At 40.2% G+C, this 15,255-nt stretch carries 16 protein-coding genes; 2 read left to right on the top strand and 14 right to left on the bottom strand.

Translation table 11 applies throughout. From position 1 onward, the window contains the following. Positions 1–145 precede the first annotated feature (145 nt). The 3 genes from ICE94_RS04325 to ICE94_RS04315 form a co-directional block, all read right to left on the bottom strand. Entirely contained in the window at positions 146–523 is a 378-nt protein-coding gene (locus tag ICE94_RS04325) for a hypothetical protein (RefSeq protein WP_216149219.1), read from the bottom strand. Positions 524–949: 426 nt separating this feature from the next. Continuing rightward, positions 950–1,330, bottom strand: a complete 381-nt coding sequence (locus ICE94_RS04320) for a hypothetical protein (protein ID WP_216149217.1) — start codon at positions 1,328–1,330, stop codon at positions 950–952. A gap of 237 nt (positions 1,331–1,567) precedes the next feature. Further along, the gene (locus tag ICE94_RS04315) at positions 1,568–2,008 is read right to left on the bottom strand and encodes a DUF6641 family protein (protein WP_216149216.1); all 441 of its coding nucleotides are present in this window, start codon (positions 2,006–2,008) and stop codon (positions 1,568–1,570) included. A gap of 1,267 nt (positions 2,009–3,275) precedes the next feature. Here ICE94_RS04315 and ICE94_RS04310 point away from each other — a divergent pair. Continuing rightward, positions 3,276–3,845 (top strand): site-specific integrase, encoded by a 570-nt coding sequence (locus tag ICE94_RS04310; protein ID WP_216149214.1) that lies wholly within the window; start codon positions 3,276–3,278, stop codon positions 3,843–3,845. Between the two features lie 40 nt (positions 3,846–3,885). Here the strand turns inward: ICE94_RS04310 and ICE94_RS04305 are convergent, their stop codons facing one another. After that, the gene (locus ICE94_RS04305; protein WP_216149212.1) at positions 3,886–4,527 is read right to left on the bottom strand and encodes an outer membrane beta-barrel protein; all 642 of its coding nucleotides are present in this window, start codon (positions 4,525–4,527) and stop codon (positions 3,886–3,888) included. 156 nt (positions 4,528–4,683) lie between these two features. Here ICE94_RS04305 and ICE94_RS04300 point away from each other — a divergent pair, with 156 nt between their 5' ends. After that, positions 4,684–5,088, top strand: a complete 405-nt coding sequence (locus ICE94_RS04300) for a hypothetical protein (RefSeq protein ID WP_216149210.1) — start codon at positions 4,684–4,686, stop codon at positions 5,086–5,088. A 68-nt stretch (positions 5,089–5,156) separates the two neighbouring features. Here ICE94_RS04300 and ICE94_RS04295 read toward each other — a convergent pair whose 3' ends face one another. The 10 genes from ICE94_RS04295 to def all read right to left on the bottom strand — a co-directional run bounded on the left by ICE94_RS04295 (position 5,157) and on the right by def (position 15,192). Continuing rightward, positions 5,157–5,741, bottom strand: coding sequence for a hypothetical protein (locus ICE94_RS04295; protein ID WP_216149208.1), 585 nt, complete (start codon positions 5,739–5,741; stop codon positions 5,157–5,159). Positions 5,742–5,750: 9 nt separating this feature from the next. Next, positions 5,751–6,962: a tyrosine-type recombinase/integrase gene (locus tag ICE94_RS04290; protein WP_216149206.1), complete on the bottom strand. Its 1,212-nt coding sequence runs from the start codon at positions 6,960–6,962 to the stop codon at positions 5,751–5,753. Between the two features lie 375 nt (positions 6,963–7,337). Next, the gene (locus tag ICE94_RS04285; protein ID WP_216149204.1) at positions 7,338–7,895 is read right to left on the bottom strand and encodes a peroxiredoxin; all 558 of its coding nucleotides are present in this window, start codon (positions 7,893–7,895) and stop codon (positions 7,338–7,340) included. Positions 7,896–7,994: 99 nt separating this feature from the next. Then, a complete protein-coding gene (locus tag ICE94_RS04280) occupies positions 7,995–8,660 on the bottom strand; it encodes a response regulator (RefSeq protein ID WP_216149202.1) in 666 nt (221 codons plus the stop codon). A 2-nt stretch (positions 8,661–8,662) separates the two neighbouring features. After that, positions 8,663–10,876 (bottom strand): ATP-binding protein, encoded by a 2,214-nt coding sequence (locus ICE94_RS04275; protein WP_216149200.1) that lies wholly within the window; start codon positions 10,874–10,876, stop codon positions 8,663–8,665. 5 nt (positions 10,877–10,881) lie between these two features. Continuing rightward, entirely contained in the window at positions 10,882–11,403 is a 522-nt protein-coding gene (locus tag ICE94_RS04270; RefSeq protein ID WP_216149198.1) for a DUF4390 domain-containing protein, read from the bottom strand. A gap of 56 nt (positions 11,404–11,459) precedes the next feature. Continuing rightward, complete coding sequence (gene rsmB, locus ICE94_RS04265) at positions 11,460–12,731, bottom strand: 16S rRNA (cytosine(967)-C(5))-methyltransferase RsmB (protein WP_216149196.1); 1,272 nt, start codon at positions 12,729–12,731, stop codon at positions 11,460–11,462. Between the two features lie 22 nt (positions 12,732–12,753). Beyond that, entirely contained in the window at positions 12,754–13,614 is an 861-nt protein-coding gene (gene htpX / locus ICE94_RS04260; RefSeq protein ID WP_216149194.1) for a zinc metalloprotease HtpX, read from the bottom strand. A gap of 86 nt (positions 13,615–13,700) precedes the next feature. Further along, entirely contained in the window at positions 13,701–14,684 is a 984-nt protein-coding gene (fmt, locus tag ICE94_RS04255; protein WP_216149192.1) for a methionyl-tRNA formyltransferase, read from the bottom strand. Position 14,685: 1 nt separating this feature from the next. Next, complete coding sequence (gene def / locus ICE94_RS04250; protein ID WP_216149191.1) at positions 14,686–15,192, bottom strand: peptide deformylase; 507 nt, start codon at positions 15,190–15,192, stop codon at positions 14,686–14,688. Positions 15,193–15,255: the final 63 nt, after the last annotated feature.

Genomic DNA, 15,255 nt, shown 5'->3' with positions numbered 1-15,255 from the left:
CGTGGAAAAAACCTGCGTTTAGTTAAACCTAGTATTTCAACTATGCCTCTCATTCGTTGAAACAAAGAATTTAAATCTATATACGAAGCACCAAAAACCATACGATTTTGGTTCAAATTGTTGGTTTTAACTGTGAATAGATCGTCTATAGATGTATGTGATTCAACAATGTATTGATAATGATGACTACTATTTTGTATTCACGCTCACTGAGCGAGTGCCATTCTTTGGGAACTTTGAATGATTGTTTTTCTGAAGTGGGTATGTTGAAGATTGAATTTAAGTCAAGATGTAACCAATTAGCTAAAACTTTAAGCTTCACATCTTCTGGCATTGAAATCCCTCGCATCCAACGCCTGACTGTTTCCTGCGTGACGGGATTGATATCGTAGGCTATTAAGTTAAAGTCTCGTGCCACGCAGTTAGCAGACGGTAATTTACCGTAGCGTTCTTTTAGAGAATCTCTAAATATTTTTGAAAATCTATTTTTTAATTCTCTTATCTTATTGTTAGCCAAGTTCATACTATTACCCCCCCTTTGCCATTGCCTGTGTCATAGGTCAGTCGTATTAGTAATTACGACTTATTTTTACGGGAATTTCTAAAAAGTCATTCTATATATATGTTTTAAATAAACAATATTTTTATGATGAAATATTTTCAACATAGATGTGAATTTTTTTCACAATCGCAATCAGTAATTGAATTGTGTTGGTATGGTCAAAAATCAAGTGGGGTTATGAAAAAGTAGTTAGTGCTTGAGAAACTGCTTAACTACTTTTTATGGATCACAGACTGAATTGTCTGCTGTGCTTTCTGTATCTTCTGCCTATCTCTTTCAGCTTTTAACTGCTTAGCGATATTCTGTTTCTGCGTCTGTAATGATTTAATACGCTGTTGTTGCGGTGTGAGTGGTTTGATAGTTTTGATTTCAAAGAAACGCATACAGTTATTTATTGATGACTGTAGTACCCTTGCCATACATTACCTGATAAACCTCTTTGTCATAGCCTAAGAGAATGATTGATTGTTCAAAATCATTGATTGTCATCTCTGATAACTGTTGTTTATTGATAACTTCAGCTAACTTATCAATAAAAATAAAATCTACACGCTCTAAATAGACATTGCCTACTTCAGCTCTAATAGGATCACTAAAAGAATAGAAATTTCCATCAATAGATTTTTTAGGCAAGATACATTTATCAGAGTATTCAAGTTCAGCATAGTGATAGACACTTCTGAAGATTACAGAATTACCGTCCTTGTAGTATCTCGTAGATTCCTCATAGGCTTTGAAGCATTGATAGATTATTTTTTTATTTGACACTGATATATTTCTATATGAATAAAGAAATCAAAAATATTTTCTATTACTTACAATCAATAAGTATTTTATTAATTAAAAATTGAAACAAAAAAAACTCGCACACTTATGGTGCGAGTTAAGGTTACAGAGGAGACGTGTATCAAAAACTACACATACGAAGTCTAAATAAGAATTGTTAAAAAAATATTACCTAATTAAACCTTAGCTTTAGTAATGCTATTTACTCTTTAAGAATAATCACTTCTTAAAACTTGCCCTCACGCCAACACTAGCCTGTTCTAATTGTGCGTCTAGCTCGCCACACTCTACAGCTTGCTTGACTAGTTCTAGTGCTTTGACTAACTCACTGGCATTAGCCACTTCAATACTGTGTTTGCCCTTAGCTAGCTCCAATACACGAGTACCGTATTTGATAGCCACACAGACTTTACCTTGCTCATTCCTAAACCACCATTCTCTAACACGCTTAGGCATCTCAATCTGTTTGCGTAAGCCCGTGTCTTTGTCTGTATAGCTACGGTACTTTTTGACTACAAATTCAGTGCCTTCTATTTGACTTTTTGCTAGCTGTATTTGTTCCCACACTTTGCTAGCTAGCTTGTTTCTGCGAATCATTACAGTAGGTATATGTGTAGGCTTTTTGACTGCTACTAGTTTTAGTCCTTCTAATGTGCTCATTTTGACTCCTTATTCAGTTAGGTATAGGTTTAGGTAAAAGCAGACTTTTTAGCGATAAAAAACCTGCTTTTTGTTAAACCCTATATCTACAGTAGCTTCAGAGCCTTATTTGGACTAGCTTTTCAGCCTATTTTGCCAATCTCACCAAATAAAAAGCCACATTTTTTATTCAGTCCTTTTCACATAGCTAAATAAATGTACAAATGAGATTAAGGTTGGCACGCCAAATGTAATAGTGCTGTTAATCCGTTCTGATGTGTAACGGTACGCAATTGAGTTGCTCATTACTCGCTTCTTCACACTACCTAGCTTTTAGCTAGATGCTTTAAACGACATCCCTATGTGATAGTTCCGTTTGTGAAGATGTACTAGTTGGTAGCGTAGCGATATGCGAATGTAGGCAAATACTATGTATAGGCTGAAAGTGAGTGGGAATGCCACAATCAAACCCACAAGCACACCACAATGCTTCTGATATAGGCAGTGGATGTGTTGCGTAAGGCAAGCACGGAAAAGGTGATCGCAAAACCTACCTTTCTTATTCAATTAAGTTGTGTGTATATCAGTTGTTAATCCTCAGTAAAGATTAGCTTAAGCTACGCTAAAAACTAGCGTGGCTTGTGCTTCCTAGTAAAGAGATAAAAACAAAATTATTGTTCAAATATTCAAAGAAGAAGAAAAATGCGATGAGCGACAGCGAAAGAGCGAGCTAACGCAGTTAGCTCTTATTAGTCAAAGACAATAAGGAAGATAGCCGCTATTGTCATTGCGATCAATGTTGTAGATGAAACCAACATTACATTCACTGACTTATCTGTAGGTTCAGTAGTTAAGTTAAAAACTGTCAAAGCTAAGAACGCAACAAACAATAGTACGGCTATACCTAAGTACATACTGCTTTCTCTCCTCTTGTTATGTTTGAAGTATTTCAAATCAATCAGAGAACTACCAATTAGTAAAACTACTGATAACACCTCAAATCAGCCCTATAAGCTGAAATCTTTACCAATCAGCTATGTGAGTAGCTGGATTTATGAAAAACAGCACTACGAAGCGATTTGATAGTGGGTTTAAGTAAAAGCAGGTTTTTTCTCAGTCGTTTTAAACAGCATATTCATTAAATACACCAAAGAAAATTGTTAGTTTCTTTGCTCTTTTGCGTAAGTCTTTGAATTTTGGAAGAGATTTATGTGGTCAAAAAGAGGTAGGAATACGACACAAAAGAAAACACAATAACTACAACAAATTATTTGATAAGGGACTGAATATGGCACAAGCTAAAACACTGACACAAAACGAAATAGACCAAGTACTGCGTTATATCGCTACTAAGCACAGATACAGCATTCGCAATCGCACAATCTTACTAACAAGCTTTTACAGTGGGATGCGTGTAGGTGAGATTGCCAGTCTAAGAATCTGCGATGTACAAAACGAAGACGGCACTATTAAGAAAGAAATACGACTTAGTGCCAATCAAACGAAGGGTAATGTGGGCAGAGTGGTATTTGTCAATGAGAAGCTAAGAGCAGAGTTAGCTAACTATCTCAACTACTTAAAAATCAAAGATAGACAAAAGCCACTGTTCTATACGGAAAAGCGAGAAGGGTTCACAGCCAATACACTGACACAGTGGTTCTTTTGGTTGTACAAGAAAGCAGGTATTAGTTCAGCATCGTCGCACAGCGGCAGAAGAACATTTATTACTAACTTAGCCAACAAGGGAGTAGGTGTGAGAGTACTCGCCAGCTTAGCAGGGCATAAATCAATCAATACGACAATGGTTTATATAGACACCAATGATGAAGTAAAGCGTAGTGCTGTAGAGTTGGTGTAAAAAAGCCCGCATAACGCGGGCTTACATAATTTATAAAAAATTAGAATTTATAGCCAATTGAAAATCTGGCGATAGTTGATTTTGGTTTGTAGCTTTCTGATTCGCCGTTCGCATATGTCCAAGTTTTAGAGCTATAGCTAATTTGCTCACCTTCAACTTGTAAGAATAAATTTTTGTCCAAGAATATTCTTGTTCCAACACCTAAACCTACACCATTGAACTTTGTAGAAAGGGTGCTATCACCATATGCTAGCTCACCTTTTGCTTTGTTATAACTCAGCTTTAAGTAGCCCATAGCATTATTTGAAAAAGCATAACCAGGCTCTACAGCAATAGCCCAATGGTTTTTCATTTTTGCTGTTAAGTCGAAGGCACCTTGACTATCTTGAGCACCACTGATTGTTCCTGCTTTGACATTAGATAAATCATAGCTAGCCGATAATCCAACTAAAAACTTATCATCGAGAATAAAGTTATAACCACCTGATACAGTTGTAGTAGTACCAGTATCGCCACTCTTAAGACCTAGTGAGGCTCCCCGTCCATTATTTAGTGTGGTACTCAGACTGTTGCTTACACTGGCAACACCAAAGGTACCAAAAGCACCTTCAAAATTTTTGGATTGAGCTTGCGCCACACCTGTTGTCGCTAATAAAGCTAACGCTAAAGCGGTTTTTTTCATACTAACTTCCTTCTTAAACTGTTTATAGGAATTAGTATTTTTTTGTCATATACAGAACATAACAATGAAAAACGAATACGAATCTTCGTATATGAAATCTATAGGAATTATTAATTATTGAAATTAAAGTCTTTATGTTTTTGATAAGGACTTGTAGTGATAGAAAAACAACACGGACTAGTAAATTTGTTAAGAGATATTCGTTGGCAAATTTCTATCCATTTGCCAATCGGTCACTCTTACATTCCACAGGACATTATCTTTAAAGTGTTGGATAGCTATTTTGAAAATAAAGAAATATCTGTAAAGATACTTTTCGCAGAACTACCATACAGCGTTATGGGAACACGACATCACTTTGATAGATTAATTAAAAGTAATTGGATTGAATTACGCAAATCAGATAAAGATGCGAGAGTGAAGATTGTTTTACCTAGCTCTAAACTTTTAAAGCGATTACATTTGCTCACTACTAATTTAGAAAAAACTTTCTTTGAACACCAAACTAAACTAGATTGGATTAGCGTCAAACTTGATAGCCTTCAAAGTCAGTCTCTATAAGGGCTTTAGGGACAGCAGATATAGGGTTTATTAAAAAGCAGGTTTTTTAACAGTCAAAAATCCTGCTTTTACTTAAACCTACCTTTTCTCGCTCGTTCTTCCGCTCTTTCTGTCTCTTTCAATAATTTTCGCTGTTCTCGCTCTTCTTCAGTCATTTCAGCTTCAAACTGATTGAGTAACTGTTCTTCTAAAGCATTTACTTGTCTATCTCTTTTTCTAAACCTACTTGTGGGTGGTTTAAGCCGAGCTCTTGTGATAGCGATATTTCCAGCACTATCTTTATTCACACCATCTTTGGCATTAAAGTAACCATTCAAATAAGCATCTGCGGCTTTAGCTTCACGCTTTCTTTGTAATTTTCTAAAATCACCAACTAAATCAGTTTGTAATTGAGCATATGCCTTCTCATAAATTTCAATTCTGACTTCTCGCTTGTCTTTCCAACCTAACTTTTGTTTTTCTGCTTGCGTTTTAGGTGGCTTATGTTTTTTACGAAGCACTTGCTGTTTGTTCCACTCATCTTCTAGTGCTTGTTGTTGCGTAGCATTAAGTAGCGTTTTATTTTTCTTAGCTTCAACTTCTTCACCACGCTTAAGCTGATCAATAACTTCACGCAATCTATCTGGTAGGTGTGTAGGGTTAAGTTTTGGCATATAGAAATATTAACCTAACATATCAGCTTTCAGCATAGGCGTTAGTTTGCTGTAGTGTCTTTCTATCATTCCTACGCTAGTACCCATCTGCCTTGCTAGCGTATGTATATCAACACCCTTAGCCAATGCCTGTGTAGCGTAGGTATGTCGCAGACTGTACAGCGTTCTATTTCTACCGCTGACATCTGTACGTAAATGACTTCGTATCATTAAATTTCTGAATATGTTTTCTATATTGCTAAGCTGTTTGTTGTCAGGCAGCACAAACACCAGCCTATCTAGTCGTGCTTCTATGACCGTGTTGAGATTTTTGTAATCTAACTTCTGCCACTTAATCAAACCTTCTAACACTTCTATGACTTCACGCTTGGCAATCAGATAACGAGGTCCTGTTTTTCCACTGACCCATATACGCAGATACTTTTTATTTCCTACCCAGTGCCACTGTAAGTTTTTCCACCTCACTCGTAGTGCTTCAGTACCGTGCCTAACACCTGTGTGTAATAAGAACTTCACATAAGCACCGCAGAGTATTCTCATTTTCAGTGTGTGTTCTGTATAGCTACTCTTTTGCCAGGTTTCTAAGTAACCCAATAAATCTCTCACTTCTTCGTCCGTAAAAGCAGGGCGAGCGATACTCTTTTCACCCTTACTGTCTAACTGTGGGACAGTATGATTGCCTGCGATATAGCCACGCTCTCTAGCTAAGTTAATGACACGGTTATAAGCACTACTGTGATTGAGCTTGGTACTCGCTTTAGGCACCTTTCCCATTTCACTAGTTCGCCATTGTTCAAAGTCTGCGACTAGTTCTGTAGTGATATCTTTGATTTCGTATTTGCCAAAGAAGGGGATTAGATATTTGTTAATCGCAAATTCGTAATCTCTATAGGCTGTCTTTGCCACGCCTGCGTTCAGCTGACTACGCATATTGGTTAATTCATCCAATGCCACCTGTTTAAATGTCTTTGTGCTTAGCGACAAACCAACACTGATTTTGATTTGTGCTGTTTCGTAGATCGATATTGCCTGTATCTTCGCCTGTTCTATAGCGTTCGTATTCGTTGAGGCACTATGCCATTTGCCATTCGCTAACTTAAAGCGACATTGCCACTGTGATGAATTAGCACGCTTATAGACAATGAGTTTGTCATTCATTAACTTAATGACAGCATCATCTTTTACTTCTGCGTTTGAAAATAGATAGTTGAGATTTGACATAACAATCGCAAAACAAAAAATATTTTTACAATTGTGTTGTCAGTAAATTTTTTATGCGACCGAAAATTTTTTACACACAACACTCTGCGAATGCTGTTGCGATTTGTAATTTTTTTGTTGAGTGCCACTCGCTAGGATGCTTATGTGGCAAGGGTTTGCGGGCGATTGAAGTTAATGTTTTTGAACTGTCTTTTACTCAAAAATTAGCGTTTTCAATCCTCTGCTCTACCGACTGAGCTACCGAGCCAAGAAGCGAGATTATAGCTTATTTGATATGAACAATAAAGAAATGTGTTGGACTGTGTTAACCCTGCCTCAACGCCGTTAATCCTAAGCTCTGTAAGGATGTTCAATCCTGCTGACGGTTAGGACTATTTACTGATTAGCCTTTAAATAATCAATAACCCAAGCAGGATCGCTATCACTTGGAAAAATTGGATAATGAACATTAACAATCTTTCCCTCTTTAACTATGAGCGTTAATCGCTTAAGTAAAGTCATTCCTGAGGCAACAAATGTAGGCAAGCCAAGAGCTTTTTGAAATTTATAGTCAGCATCACTGACAACTGGGAATGGCAAATGAAGTCTTTCTACCATTTCCTTCTGGTATTCAGTCGTTTGAACACTTAGACCAATTACCTCAGCTTTCAACTCTTGTAATTCTTTGTAGTGGTCTCTAAATGAACAACTTTGTGGCGTACAACCTCGAGCACCAGGTATCTCATCCCAGCCATCAGGTAATGGCAGATCGGGTCTTCCAGTCATTGGATAGCAGTAGATAACTAAAAACTTGCTAGGCGAAGAAAAATCTATTTTTTGATTATTGGTGGCTTGTAAAGATAACTTGGGCAAAGTCATTCCAATTAGATGATTAGCGGCACCATCATCTTCTGGAATTGGCAAGTTATCGGGTGTCTTAGTTAAGTCAACCATATCACCTAATCAGTACATCAATGCGTTAGGGATAAAAGAGATGATTAGTTTTAGACTGTGCTTAATAAAGCCTAGGCTACAAATAATTACCGCTATAGATTATTCAGCCTTATAGGCACTGACATCTATCCCCAAAGTCTTTAATTTTCTATACAAGTGGGTTCTCTCTAAACCTGTTCTTTCAGAAACCCTGGTCATACTGCCCTGTGCTTGAGCCAAATGATATTCAAAATAAGCTTTTTCAAATAAGTCCCGGGCTTCTCTTAGTGGTAGATCAACATAGGTTGTATCAAAGCTACTTGCTGGACGAGTAGAGTCAACCTTTTCTATCTTAGCAACCTCATTGATTGGCTTTTCTTTAAGATCGAGTGAGGCAGGGGGCTCTCTAAACTCTTTAGGAGGTGCCTTCTCCAAAGCCGCCTCAACAGTTTTTAATAACTTTTGTAAAGCAATTGGTTTTTCTAAAAAGTTAATCGCGCCAATGCGAGTTGCTTCTACAGCCGTATCAATCGTGGCATGCCCAGACATCATCACAACGGGCATCGTTAACTTACCGTTTGTCGACCACTCTTTAAGTAATGTGACACCATCAATATCAGGCATCCAAATGTCTAAAAGAACTAAATCTGGATCTAAGTTATCACGAGCACGTCTAGCCTCTTCTGCATTTTCTGCGGCAATGACTGTATGCCCCTCATCAGTGAGGATCTCGTTGAGTAACTCACGAATTCCCATTTCATCATCTACAACCAATATGCTTGCCATAGTTACACCAAACGATTAAATAATATTGATACTTCTGCACCCGTGACACTCTCATTGACGACGATATTCCTAATTTCAATCTTCGCCTGATGATCATCAACAATCTTTTTCACCATCGCCAAACCCAAACCGGTGCCCTTAGCTTTCGTAGTGACATAGGGCTCAAACGCTCTAGCTAAAATTTTCGCCGAGAAACCGCTTCCACTATCCTTCACTGTCATTCTGATGACGCCTTTCCCATTCGTGCTAGTTGCGGTAAAGGGTAGATACTCAGTTTTGACTATCACTTCAGGCTGTCGGCCAGCATCCGAAGATGCATCCATCGAGTTTTGTAACAAATTATGAATCACCTGGCGCAATTGTGTCGGGTCACCCTTCATCATAGGGCAACGAGAATCCAGCTGCGCTTGAATGCCTACTTGTTCATACAAACCTAGCAACTCTTCAATCAAGCCATTTAAAGACATATCTTGTAAATTTGCTTCAGGTGTTTTAGCAAAGTCTCTAAAGTCATCCACCATGGTTTTCATGGCTTGCACCTGATTAATGATGGTATTGGTACTTTTTTCTAACAACTCTTTTTGTGATTGCTCTAAAGAATCCGATAGCTTTTGCTGCAAACGTTCAGCAGATAACTGTATGGGCGTGAGTGGGTTCTTTATTTCATGTGCCAAACGTCTTGCGACTTCGCCCCAAGCCAAAGCTCTTTGAGCGCTGACCACGTCCGATATATCGTCAAAAACTAAAATATATTGTCCTGTCGACAACTTAGAGCCACGCGCCAACAAAGTAATTCCATGTTCATGTTGCGGATCAATAGCTAAGCCATCATCCAAGATTAATTGTTTTTGCCAATGGTCATCATCAGAAATCACCTCATGGGTAGCAAAAGCCTCTTGCACCATTTGCTCTAATCGCACCAACTTAGGAAAGTCTGATAATTTTTTGCCATGCGCTTGTTGCAATGGCAGTGAAAAGATTCTGTCGGCACCACTATTAGCAAGTACCAAACGAAAATCTATATCAAACACACAAACACCAGCACTTAAGTTAGACAAAACAGTTTCAGAAAACTTCCTAGCCTGCTCTATCGATGTGCGGGCCTCTCTTAATTGAGAAGTCATCAAATTAAATTGCTTAGTGAGTAAGCCCAGTTCATCACCGGTATTGATTTCTGGCTTCGGGCTCAAATTACCCTCTGCGACTTCTTTAGTGCCTTTGAGCAAAGTAATTAAAGGATAGGCAAGCTGTCGGCCCAAATAGAAAGCAAGCCCCATCGCTATGAACATGGCCAAGAATAAGCTGATGGTCAAAGTGCCGATATACATCTTTCTCAAGCCTGAACGACCGAGAGCTTTCTCTTGATACTCTGTATAGGCCTCTTGAACTGCTAATGCATTATTACTTAAACCTACTGGTAGATTCTTAACCAGTAATAAAAAACGATCTTCTGAACGACTACGTAGATTAAAGACGCCCAAAGACGATGATCCGTAGTAAATCGGTATCAATATCTTGATGGTATAGCTCGATTTATCAAGCTCACGGTTAGGCTCATCAATCTCAATATAGCTACCTTTTAATTTGGCTTGATCTAACTTATCGACAACACCCATTTGACTGGCGTATGAAACCAAACCCGTTGTAGAGGAAGCTACCACTTTTTGAGCGTTCACCAAAAGTGTGAGCTCATCTAAATCTATTTGTTGTCGCTGTCTAGATAAAAGAAGTGTTAAACCACCCTCGCCAGAACGACGACTAATCGCATCAATTTCTGTGGCGAGCTCTGTGCCTTTTTGCAATAAATCTTGGCGGGTTATCTGTATTGTTGACTTACCCAATGAGAGGCCGGCTTCTAGGGCGTTTTCAACCTTAACGTCAAACCAAGACTCAATACTACGAGACACAAACTGTAAAGATACGCCATACAAAATGGCACCCGGCAAGACGCCCACTAAAGCAAAAAAAGCGGCGAGCTTAATGATCAGCTTAGAACCAAATTGGCCCTTTCGCCAGCGCAACCACAAATTAAATACCAGCGTGATAATGACAAATAAAAATATGAGGCCAATGACAATATTGGCAACATAAAGCCAAGTGAAATACTGATCAAAAAACTGTGTATTAGCGGACGCCAAGGCTAAGAGCACTAAAAGTGTCAATGCCAATATCGCAATTAAGCTAACAAAAAATGGTTTTGCAAAAGTATTGAGCATGATGCTTATGGAGCAACCTTCTTGGGCACAAACTCAAAGCGTCGCCAATCACTTTGCATATTTAAAGATTTCGAGTTGAGAGCGTTTACCTGTAAAGGCTTCGCAAATTGATTCGTGTCTAAACGAATTCTTAAAGCAGCTTGATAGACTTGACCATCTACAACCTGGGCCTGCTCAATGACCGGCCAATCCTCAATGGTTCCCACCACAGTCAACGCGTCTTTCAATGAGGGGGCCACAACACTCAAGCCATCTAATGTGACACGATATTGATTAGTGAGCGCATGGTAGGTAATTTTCATTACCCGAGAATGCTCGACAATTTTTTCATCAAACCAGTACCAACGAGATTTACTTAATTGAAAGTCAGCAACGAAATAAAGAGTTAGTCCTTTTTTGACAAATTGCTCTAAGGTGGGATTAAGCTCTAAAGAAATCTTAGAAGCTAGCACCCAATTTTTATCCTTATTTAAAAGCTCTATGGATTTGAATGCTAGGCTCTGCGCATGCGCTATACCAAGGGCCAATATTGCGGCCCCAAAAAAAGTTATTACTTTTTTAATGGCAAAGCGCATTGTGAACTTTATTGTTTTGAAAAAAGTGCGTAATAAAACCCGTCGTTAAATTCTGATGGCAAGATTTGGCCAGGGGCCTCATGACGAGCAATCCCGGCTAAATGTTGCATCAACCACTGAGCCTGCTCTTCACCCTCATCAGGGAATATTGAACAAGTCACGTAGAGTAATTTACCACCGGGCTTAAGCCTTGACCACAAGTTCTTGAGAATTTTTCTTTGAATATCAACTAACTGGCTGATGTCTTCGGCTAAGCGAAGATAGGGAATATCGGGGTGTCTACGAAAAATGCCGGAAGCCGAACATGGCACGTCCGCTAATATGGCGTCATATCGCTCTTGCTCAAAACTGCCCAGATTGGCACTGGCATCTGCCACTTCTATTCGATAATTTTCTAATCCCAAACGCCGTAAATTCTCATCAATGCGCGCCGCCCTCTCAGGGTCAATCTCAACTGCATCAACGGTAACATCGTAAGTTTCTAGTATGTGCGCGGTTTTACCTCCAGGTGCCGCGCAAGCATCCAGGACCATGGCTTTGGGCGGCACATCGATTAGCTTGGCCGCTAACTGTGCACTCGCATCTTGTACTGAAAATAAACCCAAATCAAAACCCGGAATCAGCTGCACAGGTTTTGGATTGAGAATAATCTTCGCCTGCATTAAGTTATGTCCAGAGATTGTTGGACAGTCGATCCAATCAAAGCCAGCTGTTGATAAGGAATCCAGATACGCCTTGATTTTTTCTTGAGTATTTAGTTTTTTTAAATTTAGACGTATGGTTAAGGGCGCGGCTTGATAAGCTGAGCGATAAATACTGGTAAATTGATCGGGGTACGCTCTTTGTATTTTGTTTTGCCACCATTGCGGAAATGGTAAGTATTGATCTAAAGGGTATTCTTGATAAAGCGAGGTCTGCCCAATGAGTTTACGCATCACCGCATTCAACAAGCCCTTAGCATGAAATGTTTTTTTAGATAGCGCCGCTGCTTTAACAGTTTCATTAACGAGCGTATGAGCAGAATAAGTATTTTGCTCAGAACCATCTGGCAATAGGGCAATCGCTACTCTTAGTAATTGCCTAAGTTCATCAGATGGCGCACGACTCAAATAATCTTGAATAATGGCATCGGCCCAAGATGCTTTTCTGAGAGCCTGAAAAACGATGCTCTGAACAGCAGGCCTTAGCTTATTATCAAGCGTTGGCAGTAGTTGGCTGAGTGACTGCCCCGCTTGAACCTGTGAAATTACTTTGGCTGAGGCAACGATAGCCTCGGCCAAGTTAACTCCTTTTTTTGCTGAATCAACCAGGATAGCTGCCTGTCTTGGCCATTTCCATCAATCGTGCAATACGCTCTTCAGTCGGTGGGTGGGTGGAGAATAAACCCTGAATGCCTCCACCTGATAATGGGTTCATGATCATCATTTGAGCTGTTTCAGGGTGATGCTCTACAGCATCAAAATGTTGCCCACTCGCATAACGATGAATCTTATCCAAGGCGCTAGCTAGGGCGCTAGGATCACCGCAAATTTCTGCACCACCACGATCAGCCTCATACTCACGGGCACGAGAAATAGCCATCTGAATCAGACTTGCCGCTAATGGCGCCAAAATCGCGACCAAAATACTCGCTATTGGATTAGCAGGGCGTCCTTCTGAGTCACGACCACCAAAGAACATCGCAAAGTTAGCAAGGGCTGATAAGGCGCCTGCCATGGTGGCAGAAATTGTAGAAATCAAAATGTCTCGATGTTTGACATGCGCCAACTCATGAGCCATCACGCCACGCAACTCTCGCTCTGACAAAATTCTTAGGATGCCCGTAGTGGCTGCCACTGCTGCATGCTGTGGGTTTCTACCTGTAGCAAATGCATTAGGCGCTTCTTCATCGATCAAATAAACGCGCGGCATGGGTAACTGGGCTTTGTAAGCCAACTCTTGAACCATGCGATAAAAATGAGGCGCAGTCACCTCGTCAACCTCTCGCGCATTCATCATGCGCAAGACCATGCTATCGGAGAACCAATAGCTAAAGAAGTTCATGCCTAAAGCTAGCAATAGGGCTAGCAACATACCTTGCTCACCGCCAATCATGCCACCCACAACAATAAATAGGGCGGTAATGGCAGCCATCAACATGGCGGTTTTTACCCAATTAAACATGGTTCACTCCTTTGTTCTAGCTAAGCCTTATTTTAGAGGCTCTGAGGCAATCTAATATAGGTCCAATTGTTGAGTCTTCAAGGGGGTTAAAAGAGGCGCTGGCCCACGCACCATGATTGTTGCAAAGCGAATGTGCTTGCATCTTGTCTTTTACCACCTGGCTTTTGTAATTCTTTTAAATAGAGACAACCTTCACCGGTCTGAAGCAAAACACCTTGATCATTGATTTCAAGGATAGTCCCCGGGTCTGAATTCTGTTTTTGAGGATCCGCTAAAGATGAGCGCCAAACTTTAATAAAACTGTTTTTTTCTTCATCCAAATATGCCACTGCACCTGGAAAAGGATTGAAGGCACTAATTTTTTTATGCAGTACTTTTGCATTCAGGGCCCATTCAATCTGCGCCTCATCTTTCTGGATTTTGGCAGCATAAGTAACTCCTAATTCAGCTTGCGGTATAGCAGACACTGCGCCTTCTTCATTTAAACGATGTAAGACCTGCACAATTAATCGCGCGCCCTGTTCGGCCAAACGATCGTGTAAATCAAGCGCCGTCTCATCGGCACCAATCGATAGGCTTTCTTGACAAATCACTGGGCCTGTATCAAGACCCAAATCCATTTGCATAATGGCGATCCCGGTCTCTGTATCGCCTGCTTCAATAGCTCTTTGAATAGGCGCTGCGCCTCGCCAACGTGGCAATAGGGAGGCATGAATATTGATACAGCCCGCACGCCCATCACGCGTAGCAATATCGAAAACTTCTTGGGGCAACAAAAGACCATACGCTGCAACAATCATCACATCAAACTCAATGTTTTGTAATTGCGCGAGTGCTGCTTGAGCCTCTTCTGAATATTTACCGTTGACCTTCAAAGAGGTGGGCTGCAAAACAGGGATGTTTAAATCCTGAGCCAAACGTTTGACGGGGCTCGCCTGCAGATGCATCCCTCGTCCGGCAGGCCGATCAGGTTGCGTTAGACACATCACGACTGGATACCCAGCTGCCACAATCGCCTCTAAGGCCTTCGCTGCAAACTCTGGAGTTCCGGCAAAAACTACTTTCTTCATTTCAAAGCGCCAGGCGCGCCTTTTTCTTGAGTTTGCTAGAAATTCTCATTCGCTTCAGCGATGATAAGTACTCAACAAATACTTTGCCCTTCAAATGATCCATCTCATGTTGAATACAGACAGCCAAGAGACCATCAGCCTTAATTTCAAACTCTTGGCCATCGATATCTAAAGCTTTAACTTTGACTTCTGCAGGTCTTTCAACCTCATCAAAGAAATCTGGCACAGACAAACAACCTTCTTGCCAGTTTTTCTTCTCTACACTGGCCCAAGTAATTTGAGGATTGATAAATACCTGTAACTGATCCCGATCATCGGACAAATCAATCACGATAACTTGCAGATGCACATTAACCTGCGTGGCTGCCAAACCAATCCCCGGCGCGTCATACATAGTTTCTGCCATGTCGGCAACCAATTGACGAATCTTCTCATCGACGCGCTCCACTGGCTTTGCAATGGTATGCAGTCTTGGATCAGGGTAATGAAGTATGGGTAATAAAGCCATCGTGATTCCTACAACAAAATAAGTAATTTGGAAGTTCTCATTTCCAAAGTACTAGTTTAGATT

The sequence above is a fragment of the Polynucleobacter sp. MWH-Loch1C5 genome (assembly GCF_018881775.1).
GTDB lineage: Bacteria > Pseudomonadota > Gammaproteobacteria > Burkholderiales > Burkholderiaceae > Polynucleobacter.
The sequence above is the reverse complement of the archived record's forward strand: the minus strand, read 5'-3'. Positions and strand labels throughout refer to the sequence as shown.

Excerpts from the sequence above, each read along its gene's own strand:
- ICE94_RS04325 (WP_216149219.1), bottom strand. The coding sequence starts at position 523 with ATGAACTTGGCTAACAATAAGATAAGAGAATTAAAAAATAGATTTTCA.
- ICE94_RS04315 (WP_216149216.1), bottom strand. The coding sequence starts at position 2,008 with ATGAGCACATTAGAAGGACTAAAACTAGTAGCAGTCAAAAAGCCTACA.
- ICE94_RS04310 (WP_216149214.1), top strand. The coding sequence starts at position 3,276 with ATGGCACAAGCTAAAACACTGACACAAAACGAAATAGACCAAGTACTG.
- ICE94_RS04305 (WP_216149212.1), bottom strand. The coding sequence starts at position 4,527 with ATGAAAAAAACCGCTTTAGCGTTAGCTTTATTAGCGACAACAGGTGTG.
- ICE94_RS04295 (WP_216149208.1), bottom strand. The coding sequence starts at position 5,741 with ATGCCAAAACTTAACCCTACACACCTACCAGATAGATTGCGTGAAGTT.
- ICE94_RS04290 (WP_216149206.1), bottom strand. The coding sequence starts at position 6,962 with ATGTCAAATCTCAACTATCTATTTTCAAACGCAGAAGTAAAAGATGAT.
- ICE94_RS04285 (WP_216149204.1), bottom strand. The coding sequence starts at position 7,895 with ATGGTTGACTTAACTAAGACACCCGATAACTTGCCAATTCCAGAAGAT.
- ICE94_RS04280 (WP_216149202.1), bottom strand. The coding sequence starts at position 8,660 with ATGGCAAGCATATTGGTTGTAGATGATGAAATGGGAATTCGTGAGTTA.
- ICE94_RS04275 (WP_216149200.1), bottom strand. The coding sequence starts at position 10,876 with ATGCTCAATACTTTTGCAAAACCATTTTTTGTTAGCTTAATTGCGATA.
- htpX (WP_216149194.1), bottom strand. The coding sequence starts at position 13,614 with ATGTTTAATTGGGTAAAAACCGCCATGTTGATGGCTGCCATTACCGCC.
- fmt (WP_216149192.1), bottom strand. The coding sequence starts at position 14,684 with ATGAAGAAAGTAGTTTTTGCCGGAACTCCAGAGTTTGCAGCGAAGGCC.
- def (WP_216149191.1), bottom strand. The coding sequence starts at position 15,192 with ATGGCTTTATTACCCATACTTCATTACCCTGATCCAAGACTGCATACC.